Annotated in this window: 19 protein-coding genes; 11 read left to right on the forward strand and 8 right to left on the reverse strand. The window is 65.5% G+C overall.

All coding sequences use genetic code 11. From position 1 onward, the window contains the following. Positions 1-30 precede the first annotated feature (30 nt). Positions 31-990: a tripartite tricarboxylate transporter substrate binding protein gene (locus V6V88_RS18740; RefSeq protein WP_056323460.1), complete on the forward strand. Its 960-nt coding sequence runs from the start codon at positions 31-33 to the stop codon at positions 988-990. 26 nt (positions 991-1,016) lie between these two features. Here V6V88_RS18740 and V6V88_RS18745 read toward each other — a convergent pair whose 3' ends face one another. Further along, the gene (locus V6V88_RS18745; RefSeq protein WP_223576298.1) at positions 1,017-1,685 is read right to left on the reverse strand and encodes a DUF4286 family protein; all 669 of its coding nucleotides are present in this window, start codon (positions 1,683-1,685) and stop codon (positions 1,017-1,019) included. A gap of 112 nt (positions 1,686-1,797) precedes the next feature. After that, on the reverse strand, positions 1,798-2,718 hold the full coding sequence (locus V6V88_RS18750) for a LysR family transcriptional regulator (RefSeq protein WP_062839229.1): 921 nt from the start codon (positions 2,716-2,718) through the stop codon (positions 1,798-1,800). Between the two features lie 240 nt (positions 2,719-2,958). On the opposite strand from V6V88_RS18750, the gene V6V88_RS18755 reads away from it, so the two are divergent. Genes V6V88_RS18755 through V6V88_RS18780 form a run of 6 tightly spaced genes read left to right on the forward strand, consistent with a single transcriptional unit; the run spans position 2,959 to position 7,991 of the window. Further along, complete coding sequence (locus V6V88_RS18755) at positions 2,959-3,966, forward strand: ABC transporter substrate-binding protein (RefSeq protein ID WP_056323453.1); 1,008 nt, start codon at positions 2,959-2,961, stop codon at positions 3,964-3,966. Positions 3,967-3,969: 3 nt separating this feature from the next. After that, positions 3,970-4,824: an ABC transporter permease gene (locus tag V6V88_RS18760; RefSeq protein WP_062839231.1), complete on the forward strand. Its 855-nt coding sequence runs from the start codon at positions 3,970-3,972 to the stop codon at positions 4,822-4,824. Next, positions 4,824-5,645 (forward strand): ABC transporter ATP-binding protein, encoded by an 822-nt coding sequence (locus V6V88_RS18765; RefSeq protein ID WP_056323449.1) that lies wholly within the window; start codon positions 4,824-4,826, stop codon positions 5,643-5,645. The genes V6V88_RS18760 and V6V88_RS18765 overlap by 1 nt, the downstream gene beginning before the upstream one ends. 27 nt (positions 5,646-5,672) lie before the next feature. Beyond that, complete coding sequence (locus tag V6V88_RS18770; RefSeq protein WP_056323446.1) at positions 5,673-5,855, forward strand: DUF4089 domain-containing protein; 183 nt, start codon at positions 5,673-5,675, stop codon at positions 5,853-5,855. Next, a complete protein-coding gene (locus V6V88_RS18775) occupies positions 5,852-7,240 on the forward strand; it encodes an AtzE family amidohydrolase (RefSeq protein WP_338615938.1) in 1,389 nt (462 codons plus the stop codon). The genes V6V88_RS18770 and V6V88_RS18775 overlap by 4 nt, the downstream gene beginning before the upstream one ends. 43 nt (positions 7,241-7,283) lie before the next feature. Next, entirely contained in the window at positions 7,284-7,991 is a 708-nt protein-coding gene (locus V6V88_RS18780; RefSeq protein WP_338615939.1) for a GntR family transcriptional regulator, read from the forward strand. 50 nt (positions 7,992-8,041) lie between these two features. On the opposite strand, the gene V6V88_RS18785 is transcribed toward V6V88_RS18780, so the two are convergent. After that, positions 8,042-8,581, reverse strand: coding sequence for an antibiotic biosynthesis monooxygenase (locus tag V6V88_RS18785; RefSeq protein WP_338615940.1), 540 nt, complete (start codon positions 8,579-8,581; stop codon positions 8,042-8,044). A 201-nt stretch (positions 8,582-8,782) separates the two neighbouring features. Here V6V88_RS18785 and hpxZ point away from each other — a divergent pair, with 201 nt between their 5' ends. Together hpxZ and V6V88_RS18795 are read left to right on the forward strand one after the other, a co-directional pair. Beyond that, entirely contained in the window at positions 8,783-9,157 is a 375-nt protein-coding gene (gene hpxZ, locus V6V88_RS18790) for an oxalurate catabolism protein HpxZ (RefSeq protein WP_338615941.1), read from the forward strand. A gap of 156 nt (positions 9,158-9,313) precedes the next feature. Further along, positions 9,314-9,868 carry an NAD(P)H-dependent oxidoreductase gene (locus V6V88_RS18795; RefSeq protein ID WP_056323434.1) on the forward strand — a complete coding sequence of 185 codons (555 nt, stop codon included), beginning with the start codon at positions 9,314-9,316 and terminating at the stop codon, positions 9,866-9,868. Positions 9,869-10,056: 188 nt separating this feature from the next. On the opposite strand, the gene V6V88_RS18800 is transcribed toward V6V88_RS18795, so the two are convergent. From V6V88_RS18800 to V6V88_RS18815, 4 genes are all read right to left on the reverse strand, one after another. Further along, complete coding sequence (locus V6V88_RS18800; protein WP_338615942.1) at positions 10,057-11,352, reverse strand: TolC family protein; 1,296 nt, start codon at positions 11,350-11,352, stop codon at positions 10,057-10,059. Positions 11,353-11,482: 130 nt separating this feature from the next. After that, positions 11,483-12,625: an HlyD family secretion protein gene (locus V6V88_RS18805; protein ID WP_338615943.1), complete on the reverse strand. Its 1,143-nt coding sequence runs from the start codon at positions 12,623-12,625 to the stop codon at positions 11,483-11,485. Positions 12,626-12,698: 73 nt separating this feature from the next. Further along, complete coding sequence (locus tag V6V88_RS18810; RefSeq protein WP_280003277.1) at positions 12,699-13,097, reverse strand: DUF3302 domain-containing protein; 399 nt, start codon at positions 13,095-13,097, stop codon at positions 12,699-12,701. A 784-nt stretch (positions 13,098-13,881) separates the two neighbouring features. After that, positions 13,882-14,097: a dodecin gene (locus V6V88_RS18815; RefSeq protein WP_062842102.1), complete on the reverse strand. Its 216-nt coding sequence runs from the start codon at positions 14,095-14,097 to the stop codon at positions 13,882-13,884. Between the two features lie 188 nt (positions 14,098-14,285). Here V6V88_RS18815 and V6V88_RS18820 point away from each other — a divergent pair, with 188 nt between their 5' ends. Next, on the forward strand, positions 14,286-14,804 hold the full coding sequence (locus tag V6V88_RS18820) for a DUF6496 domain-containing protein (RefSeq protein ID WP_056323428.1): 519 nt from the start codon (positions 14,286-14,288) through the stop codon (positions 14,802-14,804). 65 nt (positions 14,805-14,869) lie between these two features. On the opposite strand, the gene V6V88_RS18825 is transcribed toward V6V88_RS18820, so the two are convergent. Next, the gene (locus V6V88_RS18825) at positions 14,870-15,772 is read right to left on the reverse strand and encodes a LysR family transcriptional regulator (protein ID WP_062842103.1); all 903 of its coding nucleotides are present in this window, start codon (positions 15,770-15,772) and stop codon (positions 14,870-14,872) included. Positions 15,773-15,885: 113 nt separating this feature from the next. On the opposite strand from V6V88_RS18825, the gene V6V88_RS18830 reads away from it, so the two are divergent. Continuing rightward, the gene (locus V6V88_RS18830) at positions 15,886-16,680 is read left to right on the forward strand and encodes an SDR family oxidoreductase (protein WP_062842104.1); all 795 of its coding nucleotides are present in this window, start codon (positions 15,886-15,888) and stop codon (positions 16,678-16,680) included. Positions 16,681-16,688 lie beyond the last annotated feature (8 nt).

The following is a 16,688-nucleotide window of genomic DNA, read 5'->3' on the forward strand; positions in this document are numbered from 1 at the left end:
CACACGACAACGACCACGCGAGGAGACATCATGAAAACTGCCCAAGCCCTGCTCGCTTGCGCGGCGCTGGCGGGCGCCTGTACCGCGCCCGCCGCCATCGCCGCCGGCTATCCCGACCGGCCGGTCAAGGTCATCGTGGCCTTCTCGCCCGGCGGGACCACCGACACGCTCACCCGCAGCGTCACGAACACGCTCACGCAGAAGCTGGGCCAGCCCTTCGTCGTGGAAAACAAACCCGGCGCGGGCGGCAACATCGGCACCGAGTACGTGGTGCGCGCCGCGCCCGACGGCCACACGCTGATCGTGAACTCGGTCGGCCCCATCGCCGTCAATCCGTCGCTGAACAAGCTGTCCTACGATCCGCTCACCGACCTGGTGCCGATGGTGCAGATCGCGACCGTGCCCAACGTGCTGGTCGTGCCGCCGTCCTCGCCCGCCAAGGACATCCAGGGCTTTCTGAAATACGTGAAGTCCGCGCGCGATCTGAACTACAGCTCCACCGGCGTGGGCACGTCGTCGCACCTGTCCAGCTACATGCTGATGGACGAACTGAAGGTCAACGCCACCCACGTGCCGTACAAGGGCGCGGACGCCGTGAACGACCTGCTGGCCGGCCGCATCGACTTCATGTTCGCCACCATTCCGTCCGTGATCGGGCACATTCGCGCCGGCAAGCTGCGCGCGCTGGCGGTCAGCACGCAGCAACGGTCCGCCACCCTGCCCGAGCTGCCGACCATCGCCGAGTCCGGCTATCCGGGTTTTGACGCGGGTTCGTGGTTTGGATTCTTCGCCCCCAAGGGCACGCCGCAGCAGGTGGTCGATCTGGTCAACCGCGAAGTCAACGCGACGCTGCCCGCCTTGAACGAGCAGATGCTGCGTGAAGGCGCCGAGCCGGTCGGCGGCACGCCGGCGCAGTTCGCCACATTCATCAAGAGCGAACACGACAAGTGGGCCGTGCTGGTCAAGAAGTTCGATCCGCAGGCGCATTGACGCGCTGGGCCGCAAGCGGCAAGCCGCTAGGCGAGGTCCGCCGCCTCCAGCTTCCACCCCAGCGCGTACCACCACGCCGCGGCGGGATCGGCATCAAAAGCCGCGGCGGCGCCATCGCGCAAGGTTCGCGCCGCGGCCGGCGTGCTGGCCTCGACAACAAACAGGGGCGACAGCACGCGGCCGCTGGCGGACTCTCGCGGCAGCGGGGTGCTGAGCGCCGCGTCGGGCACCAGCAGACAAGACCGCACGAAGCCGTCGACCTCATGCAATTCGGCGCCGGCATTACGCGCCCGCCCCACCGGCGCACCCGCGCAGCCCACCGGCAAGGGCAGCACCACAAGCTGGCTGCCGCTGCCCGCGCCGGTCACCGCTTCCACCGCGCACACGCGGCGCATCGGATCGCGCATGCGGTCCAGGTTGGCCACCGACCAGGCGGTCTGGCGCTCGAACGCGGCGCGGTAATCCGCCGTGGTGAACGCGCCCAGCGACTGGGTGCGGTACAGGCCCAGATACTTGCGCCCGCCCTGCACGGACACATAGCGCGCGCCCGACAGGAAGCCGGGAATCCGCACGCGTTCCTCGACATGCTCGCGGTCGTACCAGCGGTTGAAATCGGGTTCATCGGCGGGATCGACGTCGGTTGCGACGAAAAGCAGCCCGTTGGGCACAAGCGGGAATTCGGAATCAGGCGTCATGGCGTCAGAGGGTCGGGATGAGCAAGGCCTCATCTTCGGGCGCAGGCCGCCGCGCGGCAAACCAATAAATCTTGCGCCCGGCAACAGAATTACTGAAAGCGATCCGGGGTTTTCACCCTTGCCAACGGGCCGGTTCGGCCTGCGGGGCCACCACCGCGGCCGTGAACTGATCCGACGCGCGGCAGGCCAGCTCGGCAACCAGCCGGATGGCGTCGGACCCGCCGCTTTCCAGGTAGCTCACCACCAGCAGCTGCGGCGGCGCCGGCAGATCGGTGCGGATCACCTGGATCTCGCCGCGCGCGACGTATTCGTAGATGGGCGGCAACGGTACAAGCGCGCGGCCGAACCCGCTGCGCACCAGCCGCGCCAGCGCCGAGATCGAGCTGACGAAATGCACCTTGCCTTGCGGCATGCCCACCTCGCGGTACAGCGCCTTGAGCGCCTCGTGCGGCTGCGAGCCCGGGCTCATCGTCAGCACCGGCTCGCCGAGCAGGTCATGCACCGACATGGCGTCTTCACCCCCCGCCGGCCCGACCCAGCCCATTTCCATGGGCAGGCACGGCATGCTGATGATGCCCGTGTCGTTCAGCACATCCGTCTGAAACGCGATGTCCAGCGTGCCCTCGCGCAGGCCGCGATGCAGGGCGCGCGTGGTTTCCGACGTGAGCTGCACCTCGATGCCCGGATACGTCGACCGCAAGTTCGTCAGAAAGCCGATCAGCCAGGTATGCACGACGGTTTCGATCGCGCCGATGCGCACCAGACCGGCGACCTCGTCGCCCCGCTTGCCCAGCGACAGGATCTGCTGGCGGATCGCGAGCAGGCGCTCGCCGTAGTCCAGCAGCCGCGTGCCAACGGCGGTCAGCTTCAGCTCCTTGGCGTCGCGTTCGAACAGGCGCGCGCCAATGTCTTCTTCCAGCGACGCGACGCGGTTTGCCACGGCCGCCTGCGTAATGTGCAGGCGGTCGCTGGCGGCGCGGAAACTGCCCAGCCGGGCGGACCACAGAAAGGCTTCGACAAAACGCGTGTTCATGGGCCAGATGCTACTGCCATCCCGGCGGCCGCGCGTGCCCGACTGCGCGGCGAGGCGCTATGTCCCCTTATGTGGTGCGCTTTGCACCATTTTGGTTCACGCCGGGCACCAGCCTGAAGCGGCAAGCGGGCGCGCCACGGGGCAAACCCTCCCGCGCGCAACCTGGCACGGGTATTGCTTGATGACTGGTATGCAAGCTTGTCTACAAGCGCCCCCACTCAAGCAGCCCAGGAGCCCCACATGATCGATCGCAACGCACCCTACGCCTTCAACGCCACCCGCCGCCGCCTGATCCAGGGCGCCGCCATGGGCGCCGCGGCGCTCGCCGCCCCGGCGCTGGTGCGCGCGCAATCGGGTCCGGTCATCCGCATCGGCTTCTGGCCCGTGGCCGCAGGCCTGCCGTTCTACGCCGCCATCGAGAAAGGCTACTTCAAGGAAGCGGGCCTGAACGTCGAGGCGCTGAAGTTCGCCGGCGCGCAGCAGGTCATGGAAGCCATGCTTGCGGGCCGTGCCGACGGCAGCGCCAACGGCACGGGCTCGGCCAACCTGGCCATCGGCGAGATCGCCTCGCCCGGCCTGTTCAAGATTTTTGCGTCCAACCCCAGCAACGTAAAGAACGTGCTGGACGAGTTCATCGTCGCGAAAGACAGTCCCATCAAATCCATCGCAGACCTCAAGGGGAAAAAGGTCGGTTCTGGTCCCGGCATCCAGAATTCCACGCTGGCCAAGGCAGTACTGGAGCGCGCCGGCGCAACCGGAGCAACCGTGGTCGAGTTGGCAATCAGCCAGCACGTCGCCGCGGTTGCCGCCGGCCAGTTGGATGCGTGCTACACGCTTGAACCCACGGGCACGGTGGGCCGCCTGAACGGCACGACCCGCGTGCTGGAAACGGGCGTGATCGCCAAATACGTGCTGGGCGATCCCATGGCGCCGTGGTTCGGCGGCTCGGCCTCGCTCACCACCGCCTTCCTGAAAAAGCATCCCGAGGAAAGCAAGAAATTCATCGCCGCGTACGCGCGCGGCATCGAACTGATCCGCACCAACCCCGCCGAGGCGCGCCCCTTCCTGAAGGGCTACACCGCCATCGAAGGCCCGATGACCGAGGAAGTGCCGCTGGCCGCCTACACGCTGCACAACGAGTTCACGCCCAGCGACGTGCAGTACTTCCAGAAGTTCTTCGACCTTTTCACCGACAAGGGCATCTTCGCGCAAAAGGTCGACGTCTCGACCATGCTTTACAAGGGCTGATCCATGACCGCGACCACGGCTACGGGCGCCACGCCCGCCCCTTCTCCGGCCTCCACCGCCGCGCCGCCCAAGGCGCAGCCGGCCATGTCCAAACCGCCGCGCAAGTTCAACAGCGCGCGCCTGCTTCCCCTGATCGGCCCGCTGGCGCTGTTCATCGTGTGGGACCTGGTGGTCCGGCTGCAGCTGGTCAGCCCCGTGCTGCTGCCCACGCCCAGCGCCACCATCGTGGCGCTGGTAAAGGGCATGGCGGGCGGCCCGCTGCTGGCCGACTTCCTGTCCTCGCTGAACCGCACAGTGCAGGCCTTCCTGATCGCCGGCGTGATCGGCGTGCCGCTGGGCGTGCTGCTGGGCAGCAATGAAAAGGCTTACCGCAGCGTCGAATTCCTGGTGGACTTCTTCCGCTCCACGCCGTCCTCCGCGCTGATCCCGCTGTTCCTGATGATCTTCGGCGTGACCGACATGAACAAGATTGCCATCGCCGCCTTCGCCGCCGTGCTGGTGATCCTGTTCAACAGCGCCTACGGCGTCATCAACGCCCGCAAGCAGCGGGTGATGGCCGCGCGCGTGATGGGCGCCTCGCGCTGGCAGATCTTCAAGGACGTGCTGATCTGGGAAAGCCTGCAGCCCACCTTCGTCGGCCTGCGCAGCGGCGTGTCGATGGCGCTGGTCATCGTGATCGTGGCCGAGATGTTCATCGGCTCGGACAGCGGCCTGGGCAACCGGATCATCAATGCGCAGCAGGTGCTGAACGTGCGCGAGATGTACGCCGCGATCCTGGCGGCCGGCGCGCTGGGCTATGTGCTCAACATTCTCTTTCTCGTGCTGGAAAAGCGCGTGGTTCACTGGAGCGGCCGATAATGTCCACCGTCATCAATCCCGCCATCGCGCCCGGACCGGCCGCCGCGCCCTTTCAGCCGGGCCCGCTGGGCACGCACATCACCATCCGCGGCCTGACCAAGTATTTCGCCGGCTGGCCGCTGTATGAAGACTTCAACCTGGACATTCCCAAGGGCAAGATCGTATCGGTCTTCGGTCCCAACGGCTGCGGCAAGTCCACGCTGATCAACATGATCGCGGGCCTCATCCCCATCGATGCCGGCGAAATCCTTTTCGACGGCAAATCGCTGGCGCAGACCAAGATCGGCTACGTCTTCCAGAACTACCGCGAAGCCATGTTTCCGTGGCTGCGCACCATCGACAACATCGCCTATCCGCTGCGGCTGGAAGGCCGCAGCAAGGCCCAGGTCGACGCGCGCGTCGAGGAACTGGTGGCCTCGTTCGACGTGAAGTTCGATCTGAACCGCTATCCCTACGAACTTTCCGGCGGCCAGCAGCAGACCGCCTCGATCATGCGCGCGCTGGCGCCCGGGCCCGAGGTGCTGTTCCTGGACGAACCGTTTTCGGCGCTCGACTTCGAGATGACGCTGTTCATCCGCGAGAAGCTGCAGGAAGTCTTCCTGCAGACCGGCACCACCATGCTGCTGGTCTCGCATGACCTGGAGGAAGCCGTGTACCTGGCCGACCAGGTGTTGCTCCTGACCAAGCGCCCCACGCGGGTCGCCGAGATCCTGGACTACACGGACGCGCGCCCTCGCACGGTCGAGACGCTGTCCGAGCCCAGCTTCATCCAGATGAAGAAACTGAGCCTGGAGATCTTCCAGCGCGAAGTGCGCAAGTAACCCACGCCATCACCGGGAGCATCCGCCATGACACAGGAAACCATCGACCAATACGTGCGCAGCGCGCTGGCGCTGTCGGGGTATGCGCTGCGCGAGTCCGCCACCGAGCAGGTCGCGCAGCAGTTCGCCCGCATCCACGACATCGCCGCCGCGTTTGCGGACGAGCCGCTGCCGGTGGAACTGGAATCGGCTTCGGTGTTCCGCCCGTGACCGGCCCCGCTCACGATATCGCCCGCCAGGTGCGCAGCGGCGAACGCAGCGCCGTGGCGGTGCTGGACGCCACCCTCGCCCGCGTGCGCGAGCGCGATCCCCGCTACAACTGCTTCACGGCCCTGACGGAAAGCCGCGCGCGGCAGGAAGCGCGGGCCATCGATGCGCGCCGGGCGCGCGGCGACACGCTGCCGCCGCTGGCCGGGGTGCCTTACGCCGTGAAGAACCTCTTTGATGTCGCCGACGAGGTCACGCTGGCCGGGGGACGCGTCAACGCGTCCAATCCCCCTGCCAGCCGCGATGCGGTGCTGGTGGCGCGGATGCGCGAGGCGGGCGCCGTGCTGATCGGCGCGCTCAACATGGATGAGCACGCCTACGGCTTCACCACGGAAAACACGCATTACGGCGCGTGCCGCAACCCGCACGACACGGCCCGCATCGCGGGCGGCTCGTCCGGCGGCAGCGCCGCCGCGGTGGCCGGCGGTCTGGTGCCGCTGACCCTGGGGTCCGACACCAACGGTTCGATCCGCGTGCCCGCCTCGCTGTGCGGCGTCTTCGGCCTGAAGCCCACCTTCGGCCGCCTGCCGCGCACCGGTTCCTTCCCCTTCGTCGGCAGCCTGGATCACCTGGGGCCCTTCGCGGGCACCGCCGGCGATCTGGCCGCGGCCTACGACGCGCTGCAAGGCCCTGACGAGGCCGACATCGCCGGCGCGCAGCGCCCCGCCACGCCTACATTGCCGGCCCTTTCCGAGGGCGCGGGCGCGCTGCGCGTCGGGGTGCTGGGCGGCTATTTTTCGGAATGGGCGGGGCCGCAGGCGCGCCGCGCCGTTGAGATTGCCGCGCGCGCCCTGGGCGCCACCGATGTGGTCGACTTTGCCGCCGCGGCGCAGGCCCGCGCAGCCGCCTTCGTCATCACCGCGGCCGAAGGCGGGGCGTTGCACCGCCGCCGGCTCGTCACGCACTACGACTACTACGAACCGCACTCGCGCGACCGCCTGGTGGCCGGCAGCCTGGTCCCCGCCGCCTGGGTGCAGCAGGCGCAGCGCGTGCGCCATCGCGCCTATCTCGAAGCGCTGGCCCTCTTCGAACACTACGACGTCCTCATCGCCCCGGCCACGCCCGTCAGCGCCACGCCCATCGGCGCGGACTGGCTGACGCTGGCGGGCAAGCAACTGCCGGCCCGCGCCAGCATGGGCCTGCTGACGCAACCGATTTCCGCCATCGGCCTGCCGGTCTGCACCGCGCCCACGTGGCCGGAGCTGGACGAGGACGGCCATCTGCCGCTGGGTGTGCAGCTTATCGCCGCCCCGTGGCGCGAGATCGACTGCCTGCGCGCAGCCCATGCGCTGGAACAAGCCGGCGCAGCCCGCGTCCGGCCAGTCTGACCGCCCACCCCGCCCCACCACCCGCAACGCCTGGAGCCTCGACATGGACACCGCCTTCGCCGCCATCGACATGCCGCGCACGCTGGCCGACTCCGCGTACACCACGCTCAAGCGCGACATCCTGGATTTCCGCCTGGCCCCGGGCGACCGCTTCACCGAGACCGAGATCGCGGACCGCCTGCACATCAGCCGCACGCCCGTGCGCGAGGCGTTGTTCCGGCTGGAGCGGGAAGGCTATCTAGAGGTGCGCCAGCGCAATGGATGGCTGGTCAAGCCGCTGGATTTCGAAACGCTGGATCATTTCTACGAGCTGCGCAGCGTGCTGGAAGCAGCCGCGGTGCATGCACTGTGCGCGCCGGGCCGGTTGCCCGATCCGCTGCTGGCGCTGCGCCCGCTTGCCGAAACGTGGCTGGTGGACGAAAGCGACCGTTCCAGCGATTGCGAATGGCTGGCGGACCTGGACGAACGCTTTCACGTCGAGCTGGTGGCGGCCGCCGGCAACCCGGAGATCGCACGCGTGCACCGCGCCGCCACCGAGCGGATACGCATCGTGCGGCGTCTGGATTTCACCCAGCCCGACCGCATTGGCACCACCTACCGGGAACACGCCGCGATCCTGTCCGCCATCCTGGCGCGCGATGCCGCGGGCGCGGCAGCGCTGTTGCGCGCGCACATCCAGGACAGCCAGAACGCCGTGCGCAAGATCACGCTGCACCGGCTGTACTCGACCCGCCGCGCCAAGGCCGCGTGAAGGTGAAGGACACCGCCGCGCCCGGCGCGCGGCTCAGCGCCCCCGCGGCCTCAGCTGGCGCGCAGCCAGCGATGCAGCACGCGCGAGATGAATGGAATGCAGAAGAACACCATGATGGGCGTAAGTATCACGCTCGTGATCAGCACGCGCCAGAACACCGGCAGGATGTTCAAGTGTTCGCTCACCAGCATCGAGAACACGAGCAGCACCGGAAAGTAGGCCAGCCAGATGCTGACCGCCTGCTTCCAGCGCGGCGGCGTGCTGGCCTTGGGCGCAAACCAGCCTTCGGTGCCCTTCACGCGATGCTCGTGGCTCGCCCGCACCAGGCTGGCGCCGCGCTCCAGCCACATGCGGCGCGGCAGGGATTTCTCCCACCGGTTCAGGCTCGCCTCGTCCGTGAAGCGCAGCAAGATCTGATATTCGTCGCCGCCTTCGGGCGGCTGCAGCACGCCAGATCCCAGAAACCCCGGGAAGCCCGCCGCCAGGATCTCGCCCTGGCGCATCCAGGACAGGAAATCGCTATAGCGTTCGGGCGCGATGTGCCGAGTCACCATCATGGTGACCGGAACGGAAACGGCGGATGCGGACATGGTGATACTCCTGGGGCAGCGTGCAGCGTGTTATGCACGTTAACCCTAGCAAACGGCGTGCCAGCCTTGCAGCGCAGCAATCCCGCCTTGCGAGGGCTTCCGGGGTCCGGCGCGTGGATATTTGCGCACCGCAACACACCCCATATTGGTGATTACCCCTACATCACGCACCAAGCTGGTGCATACCGGAGATAAGCAGCAATGGACATCAATCTGCCCGACGTCGTGGCCGAGGTCACCGCGGTTGTCGAACGCTACGAAGCGGCGCTGGTTTCCAACGACGTGGAAGTGCTGGACACCCTGTTCTGGAACAGCCCGTATACCCTGCGTTATGGCGCCGGCGAAAACCTCTACGGTTACGACCAGATCCGTGCCTTCCGCGCACAGCGTTCGCCGCAAGGCCTGGCAAGACAGGTCCTGCGCACCGCCATCACCACCTATGGCCGGGACTTCGCCACCGCCAACCTGGAATTCCAGCGCGAAGGCAGCACCCGCACCGGACGCCAGAGCCAGACATGGATGCGCACCCCCGAAGGCTGGCGCGTCGTGGCCGCCCATGTCAGCCTGATGACGTGACATCGTCGATCGCCCGCGTACCGTCAAGACGCGTGGGCCCTGCGGGCATAAGGCCGACATTGCCAAACGCCATGTGAATATTCGCAAACGGCATTGAGCCCGGACTTCTGCAGGTCTACACTGGCCGTTCCCTTTTCCTTGTTGGAGCCCCTGCTCATGAGCACATACAAGATTGCGGTTTTCGTCGGAAGCCTGCGCGCCGCCTCGATCAATCTGCGCGTGGCGCGTGCGCTGGAAAAGCTGGTTCCGGCCGACTTCAAGTTCGAGTATGTGAGCCTGGGCGACATCCCGCTCTACAACCAGGACAACGAAAACAACCTGCCCGCCCCCGCCGCCAAGCTCAAACAGCAGATCGCCGACGCGCAGGGCATCCTGTTCGTGTCTCCTGAGCACAACCGCTCGGTCCCGGCCGCCATCAAGAACGCCATCGACTGGGGTTCGCGCCCGTGGGGCCAGAATTCGTGGACCGGCAAGGCCGTCGGCATCCTGGGCGCATCGCCCAGCGCCGCGGGCACGGCCATGATGCAGCAACATCTGCGCAACATTCTGGCCGCCGAAGGCGCCAACGCGCTCACCACGCCGGAAGTCTTCCTGCAGTATTCCGAAGGCCTCGTCGACGACCAGTTCACCATCACCAACGAAGGCACCCGCAAGTTCCTGCAGGGCTGGGTGGACCGCTACGTCGACTGGATCAAGAAAATGAACGCCTGATCTGCCGCCGACGCCGGCCACGCCCCGCGCGTGCCGGCGCCGATCGCCCGATCTACCTCCGGGCGATCAAGCCCCTCGATGCGTCGAGGGGCTTTTTTTATCGCACGACCAAGCCAGCGCCGCAATTCGACTACCCCACGACACGGCGCAAGCATGTCTTGCGAGGCAAAAGAAGGCGGCCGGGGCATCTACCGTGAGGCGTCATCCGAGGCGAACTCGCCGCCCAACGCCAGATGCAGATTCACGCGTTGAACCAGCCGCAGCGCGCGGATGTGCAACAGACTGCCCTGCACGTGCAAGAGGTCGCGTTTGCGCTGCAACACATCAAAATCATCGACTCGGCCGATCTCGCGTTGCACCTGAGCCAACGTCAGCGCGCGGCGGCTTTCAGCAAGTTGACGTTGCAGGGATTGTTCGCGCACTGCCAACTGATATTCGCCCGTCAAACCGTTTTCAACTTCCGCCATCGCCGTCAGGATGACGCGGGCGTACAGCGCGAGCGCTTCACGTTGCTGTTCAGTCCGCAATTGCAGTGTTATCTGGCGGCGCCCCGCGTCGAATAGGGGCCACACAAGCGACGCTCCCAAGGGGAAGACCCAGGTCTGCATACTGGCCGCCAAGCCTGAATAATCTTTCGTGAAACGCCCCGCTCCGGCAAATATCGAAATGGCGGGCAGACGCGCGGCCTTCGCCTCCTCGGCGCCGAAGTATGCGGAAATAACCCTCTCGCGCGCCGCGACCAGGTCGGGCCTACGGTCCAACAGGTCCAAGGGCAGGCCAGAGCTCAAGGGCGGCGGCGCATCGGGAATCGCTTCGTCGGCCTGCACCGACGCGGACGGATAGCGTCCAAGTATCAGTTCCAATGCGCGCAGGGCTTCCGACCGGGCCTGCTCGTATTTTGCGACCGCGTCAGAAGCCGCGCCTGCCTGCTCCGACCAAAACGCTACCTCCAACTCACCAGTTTTTCCGATCTGGCGACGGTAGCGAACCAGGTTGAGCTGTTCGTCCGTTGCGACGGCAAGGTCCTTTGCCAGCTGCAGTTGACCGCTCGCTTCGAGTGCGGCGAGCCAACTGCGGGCGGTCAGGGCCCCGATGGACTGGCGCGCATATGCGTAATCCGCTTCGGCGGAGCGATATCCCGCCTCCGCCGACAATTTCTCGGCGCGCGCCCTGCCCCACAAGTCGATCTCCCAACTCATCAAGACTGCATAGCCATTGGCCGAAAACGCGCTGCCCGGCGTGGGATCTGTCGCCGTCCGCGCGCCCAGGCCCACCGTGGGAAGCAGGGCTGCGCCTGCCAACCTGGCCTGATGCGCCGCTTGTTGCAGCCGGCTGCCCGCGGCCCGAAGGTCCAGGTTGTTGGCAATGGCCTCATCGATCAGCGCATCCAGGGTGCCTTGTGCGCCAAAGCCCGCCCATTGCGGCGAGAACGCGGCGGCTGCCGCGCTCGCGACCCAATGTTCGGGCGCCTGGATGCCGGACATGGCCTGCTCGTACAAGGCGGCGTCGTCCGGCCGATCAAGATTTGCGCATCCCGTCGTGAAGGCCGCGGCACAGCACACCGTTGCAAGAAAACACAGAGCGTTTGGGCGGCGCGATCGCATGGACGCCTCGTCAATGAAGCTTGAGAACCAGATAGTCGAGCTTGGAAGAAACGCGGACGATGACTTTCCGAACCATGTGCAGCATCCCCAGGCTGTCTGTGTAAATGGCGGCCCGCCCGCGGGCGCCCATGGCCAACGCCATCTCTTGCGGCGTCTCGAGGTCTATGCGCACGGCAAACTGCATGGGCGCAGCGGCCTGATCGCCCTCCGCGGTCGTGCCGGGCAGCAGGCCGGACGCTTGAAACTGGCCCTGGGACGTCGCCCAGACGATCGAATCAACCTTGCCTTTGAATATGTGGCCGGGCACCGTTCGAAGAGACACCTCGACCTCGTTGCCTGGTCTCACCTTTGTCAGTTGATTCTGATCGAAGAACGCAATCACCTGCTGGGTGGTTTCGACGAACGACATGATGGGACGCATGGGCAGGGCGGCCGCATAGGAGCCCACCCGCGCCTGCAGGTTGATCGCATAGCCGTCAGCGGGCGCATACAGCGTCGTTTGCTGCAACTCCCATTTCGCGAATTCCAACTCCGCTTTCGCCTGCGCCACTGAAGCCTGGTCGCCATCGAACACGGCGCCCAGGCTCAGCCGGATCTTATTTTCCGATTCTCGCGCCGCTTCCCAGTTTGCAAGCCGGACCTTCAGTTCAGTCTGGAAACTCTGGACGTCGTACTCGCTCCCCGCGCCCCGCGCAGCCAGGGCCGTGCTTTGCCGCAAACGCATGCGGCTCAGTTCAACTTGTGCAAGCGCGGCCGCGGTTACCGACTGGGCGGCGGACAGGTCGCGATCCAGAGACTGCCGTGTCGCTTGCGCGTCGATGAGCTTCGCCTCGAGCTGCCTGACCTTAAGCCGATAGGGCTCATCGTCCAGCCTCAGCAGCACGTCGCCCTTCTTGATCGGTCGATTGCCTTCCACGGCAATCTCCACAACGCGTCCCGTCACGCGCGGCACGATCTCGACGACATAGTTGACGACACGCGCCTCGCCCGACGACGGCGTGACGACGTTGATCGTCAGGACAAGCGCCACCATGCCAGCCAAGCCCAAGGCAACTACGCCGACCTGGGATTGAATATTCCAGGGCAGGAGCTTGAGCTTGATGAAGACAAGCCAAACGATCAGCGCGTAAAAGACGCAAATCAGTTCGAGCATGGCGACCTCCGGTCAACCGGCGGTTGTGACGTCGGACCCGGCATTCCCGTGGGAATGATGGCGTCCCATTTTTCTAGACTTCCGCTTCGCTTTCCTTCGCGCGGGGCTTCGGATGATCGCCATCGTGCTCGTCCACACCGTAGGCAAGCCGATACGCCACCGGCTTGGTGTACGCCCACAACCAGGCAAAGGGCCACAGCATTCCCCCGAAAACCAGGGAAAGCAGGCAGAGCGCCTTGATGGCCTCGGCTTGGGGATGGCGCCGCTTCTCGGCGATCACCTCCGGCAGGACATGCAGCTTCCAGAATATCCAGAGGGCGAGCGCCGGCACCAGAACGATCACGATCCAGACGAGAACGTCGGCGATGGCGTCCTCAATGTGCGAGGATGCAGCCCGCCCGAGACCGGGAAAGAGGGCTATCGGCGCAATCGAGGCTCGGGTCAGTTTCGAACGCAATGAGGAGAGGTACATATCCAGCCCTTTCTTCGATCAGGCTCGGCCTCAAACAGAGGAGAACCCGGGTCCAGCGTACCGTTGCCGCAGGCCGCCTTCTTGACTTTGGTCATGGTCCTCAAATTCATGGGTTCCGCGCCAGAATTGCGCCGTACCGCATTTGCGGGAACGCGCTCCAAAGCCGCGTTCCGTTTTCGATTCATCAGGCGCCACTTATCCCCTCCAACTGTGGAGAAAGGTGAGGACAGCCTTGGGGCAGATCCAAAATTCCCTGTGTCGCCAAGCACTTGCGATGCGCGATCAATAAATGCGCAATCATCCTTTTGAACGATTTCCCGCGGAGTTATCCCCGGTTTTCGGCATTGCCGGGACCGTCACTGTGACGGCGCACGCCCGAGTGTGGATTTGTCCCCGCCTTCTGTGGACAAGGATGAGGACAGTATGAGGGCAGGTGGAAAATCCCGTTTCATATCAATGCCCTACATAGCGTGGTCAAGAAAGGCCCAAACGCGGTTTGACCGTGCTGGGGTTGTCCCCGCCAAATGTGGATAAGCCTGAGGACAGTCTGCGAGTACTCTGCCAAAAGCCTTGCAGATCATCGACTTGCAGGGTGCGGGCAAGAATCGCTCACCGTGCCGCCGCCGCAGCGCGCGGGATGAGGACGAGATGGGACGGTGGACAAGCGGACAGGCTTGTCCCCATGGAATGTGGACAAGCCTCTGAACAGTCGCACAACAAGTACAGAAACTCGTTATGCGACAGTCACTTGCGAGGCGTGGTCAAGCAATGACCAGCGGCGGGATCAGGAATCGCCTTCCAGGCGCATGCCGATCTTCAACCCTACCTGCCAGTGCGCCACCTTGCCGTCCTTGATGTGGCCGCGCACTTCGGTCACCTCGAACCAATCCAGGTTGCGCAAGGTTTCGGACGCGCGCTCGATGGCTTTCGCGATCGCATCGTCGGTGGACTTGGTGGAAGAGCCCACCAACTCGATCTGCTTATAGACATGATTCGACATAGCTCGTCTCCGCATAGGGGGTGAGTTGTGAATCGTCGGTGCTTTCGCCGTGTTCCGGCGCTTACGACCGGCAATCCATTCGAACACACAGGATACCTGCGCAGCGATAGAGTGGTGTTACGAGTTCCGTCGCGCGGTCTCGACCGGCGACGGAATCACTTTTGCAATGCGAAGCAAAGGAGACCACCATGCCTGAACGAAAGACCATCGAGCGCGCAAAGCGGGACAAGCGCGAAGGCAAATCAGCATCGACGCAAGCCGGCGAATTCGTGCGCGAGGAAATCGACAATGTGCGCGAGGGCAAGCATGGCGTGCGATCCAGCAAGCAGGCGATCGCAATTGGCCTGTCCAAGGCGCGCCGCGCCGGGGTGAAGCTGGGTACGCCCAAGAACGCCAGCGCCGAGACCAAACGCAAGGCAGCGCAGGACACCCGCGCGGCGCACGACGGCCATGCCAAGTCGAGCACGCGCTCCAAGGCCACGACCAAAGCCCTGAAGAAGGAAAGCACCAAGCCCGCGTCGAAGTCCGCGCTGTCACGCAACGCGACCAAGACGGCCAGCAAGCGCACGGCTGCGGACCGCTCGGCCGCCGCGCGCAAGGCAGCAGCGACCAAGGGTGCGGCCGGCCGCTCAGCCGCGGCCAAGAAGGCAGCACGCACGCGTGCGGCGAACAAGCAGGCAGCCGGCGGCCATCATGCGGCGCATTGATATGGCGGACTGACGAGGCGAACGGATGTGGCGTGGCGATACCGCAGCAATTCCTGAACGTGCGGCTAGCCCGCCTCGAATGCCTTGAACCGGTCCTGCAGAAATTCCCGCAAGCGCCGCACCGCGGGCGATAGCAGCATGCGGTGCACGCACAGCAGATAGAGCGGCGACGGCTCGCTGCCATAGCCGGCCAGCAGTTCGACCAGCCGGCCCGCGCGCAAGTCGCTCAGCACGTCGTAGCGCGATTTGTACGCGATGCCGTGCCCAGCCAGCGCCCAACGCCGCACCAGGTCACCGTCGTCGCCCACGCGATCGCCTTTGACCGGAATGGTGAGGCTGGTCCCCTCGTGCTCGAAGGTCCAGCGATCGTGCAGCGTTTCGCCCAGCACGAACGACAGGCAGTTGTGGCGGCGCAGGTCCGCCGGCGTTTGCGGCACGCCGTGCCGCGCAAGGTACGCGGGCGCCGCGCATACGACACGCCGGTTGTGTTCGGATAGCGGCAGTGCGACCAGGCTGGAATCGTTCGGCGTCCCGTACCGCACGGCGATGTCGACCGGTTGCCGGTACAGGTCCGCCAGCCGGTCGCTGATGCGTAGCTGGAAGTTGACCCGCGGGTGCTGGCGCTGGAATTCGTCCAGCCACGGCAGCAGCACGTGGCGGCCCAGGTCGGACGGGATCGATACCGACAAGGTGCCGGCAATGTCCGTCTTGTCGCGCGCCATTGCGTTCTTGCCGGCTTCCAGGGTGGATAGCGCCGAGCGCGCATATTCCAGGTAGCGTTCGCCATCGCTGGTCAAACGCAGGCTACGTGTCGAGCGCACGAAAAGCCGCGTTTCCAACGCCTCTTCCAGCCGCTTGAGCGCGGCGCTGGCCACCGCTGGCGTCAGATCGAGCTCGCGCGCGGCGGCGGAAAAGCTGCCCAGATCCGACGCGGCGACAAAGATCTTCAAATCCTCGAATCGGACCACTTCGGCCTCATTTTCAAAAATTTATTGAAACTGCCTGCGATGCTAGCCCGTTTTTCATCGGTGCGGAGTGGGTAATCATGCATTCATTCCCCCGACACGCAAGGAGTCCCCGCATGAAAATCGAACTGAACGGCAAGAAGGCGCTTGTCACCGGATCGTCCGGTGGCATTGGGCTGGCGATTGCCATTGGACTGGCCGAGGCCGGCGCGCAGGTCGTCCTGCACGGCCGCAATGCAACCAAGCTGGCGCAAGCCGCTGAGACTGTCACGCAGCAAGTTGCAGGCGCCCAGGTCACGACCGTGCAGGCGGACCTGGCCACCGCGGACGGCGCCGCCTCGGTATGCGCCGCGCATCCCGACGTGGACATCCTGGTCAACAATGCCGGCACCTTCACACCCAAGTCCTTCACCGAAATCACCGACGACGACTGGCAGTCCATGATGGACACCAACGTCATGAGCGGCATCCGGCTGTCGCGCTACTACCTGCCGCGCATGCTGGCCGCCAACTGGGGCCGAATCGTGTTCATCTCCAGCGAGTCCGCCGTGCAGATTCCCGCCGAGATGATCCACTACGGCGTCAGCAAGACCGCCCAGCTCGCGGTCTCGCGCGGCCTGGCCGAGCTGACTGCGGGCACCAACGTCACCGTCAACGCCGTGCTGCCCGGCCCCACCCGGTCCGACGGGGTCGCCGACTTCTTCGCGGAAATGGCCAAGGAGCAAGGCGTCTCGCAAGCGCAGATGGAGCAGGACTTCATCGCCCAGCATCGCCCCACCTCGCTGCTGCGCCGGCTGGCCACCGTGCAAGAAGTGGCCAACATGGTCGTCTACACCTGCTCGACCCAAGCGTCGGCCACCAACGGCGCGGCCCTGCGCGTGGACGGCGGCGTGGTCCGCTCCATCATCTGAACCCCTGA

This window comes from Achromobacter sp. E1, assembly GCF_037039475.1.
Classification (GTDB): domain Bacteria; phylum Pseudomonadota; class Gammaproteobacteria; order Burkholderiales; family Burkholderiaceae_B; genus Achromobacter; species Achromobacter mucicolens.

Coding starts and splice junctions, on each gene's coding strand:
- V6V88_RS18815 (WP_062842102.1), bottom strand. CDS start 14,097: ATGTCGAATCATGTCTATAAGCAGATCGAGTTGGTGGGCTCTTCCACC.
- V6V88_RS18795 (WP_056323434.1), top strand. CDS start 9,314: ATGAGCACATACAAGATTGCGGTTTTCGTCGGAAGCCTGCGCGCCGCC.
- V6V88_RS18760 (WP_062839231.1), top strand. CDS start 3,970: ATGACCGCGACCACGGCTACGGGCGCCACGCCCGCCCCTTCTCCGGCC.
- V6V88_RS18750 (WP_062839229.1), bottom strand. CDS start 2,718: ATGAACACGCGTTTTGTCGAAGCCTTTCTGTGGTCCGCCCGGCTGGGC.
- hpxZ (WP_338615941.1), top strand. CDS start 8,783: ATGGACATCAATCTGCCCGACGTCGTGGCCGAGGTCACCGCGGTTGTC.
- V6V88_RS18820 (WP_056323428.1), top strand. CDS start 14,286: ATGCCTGAACGAAAGACCATCGAGCGCGCAAAGCGGGACAAGCGCGAA.
- V6V88_RS18755 (WP_056323453.1), top strand. CDS start 2,959: ATGATCGATCGCAACGCACCCTACGCCTTCAACGCCACCCGCCGCCGC.
- V6V88_RS18770 (WP_056323446.1), top strand. CDS start 5,673: ATGACACAGGAAACCATCGACCAATACGTGCGCAGCGCGCTGGCGCTG.
- V6V88_RS18785 (WP_338615940.1), bottom strand. CDS start 8,581: ATGTCCGCATCCGCCGTTTCCGTTCCGGTCACCATGATGGTGACTCGG.
- V6V88_RS18740 (WP_056323460.1), top strand. CDS start 31: ATGAAAACTGCCCAAGCCCTGCTCGCTTGCGCGGCGCTGGCGGGCGCC.
- V6V88_RS18780 (WP_338615939.1), top strand. CDS start 7,284: ATGGACACCGCCTTCGCCGCCATCGACATGCCGCGCACGCTGGCCGAC.
- V6V88_RS18800 (WP_338615942.1), bottom strand. CDS start 11,352: ATGTCCGGCATCCAGGCGCCCGAACATTGGGTCGCGAGCGCGGCAGCC.
- V6V88_RS18805 (WP_338615943.1), bottom strand. CDS start 12,625: ATGCTCGAACTGATTTGCGTCTTTTACGCGCTGATCGTTTGGCTTGTC.
- V6V88_RS18745 (WP_223576298.1), bottom strand. CDS start 1,685: ATGACGCCTGATTCCGAATTCCCGCTTGTGCCCAACGGGCTGCTTTTC.
- V6V88_RS18830 (WP_062842104.1), top strand. CDS start 15,886: ATGAAAATCGAACTGAACGGCAAGAAGGCGCTTGTCACCGGATCGTCC.
- V6V88_RS18765 (WP_056323449.1), top strand. CDS start 4,824: ATGTCCACCGTCATCAATCCCGCCATCGCGCCCGGACCGGCCGCCGCG.
- V6V88_RS18810 (WP_280003277.1), bottom strand. CDS start 13,097: ATGTACCTCTCCTCATTGCGTTCGAAACTGACCCGAGCCTCGATTGCG.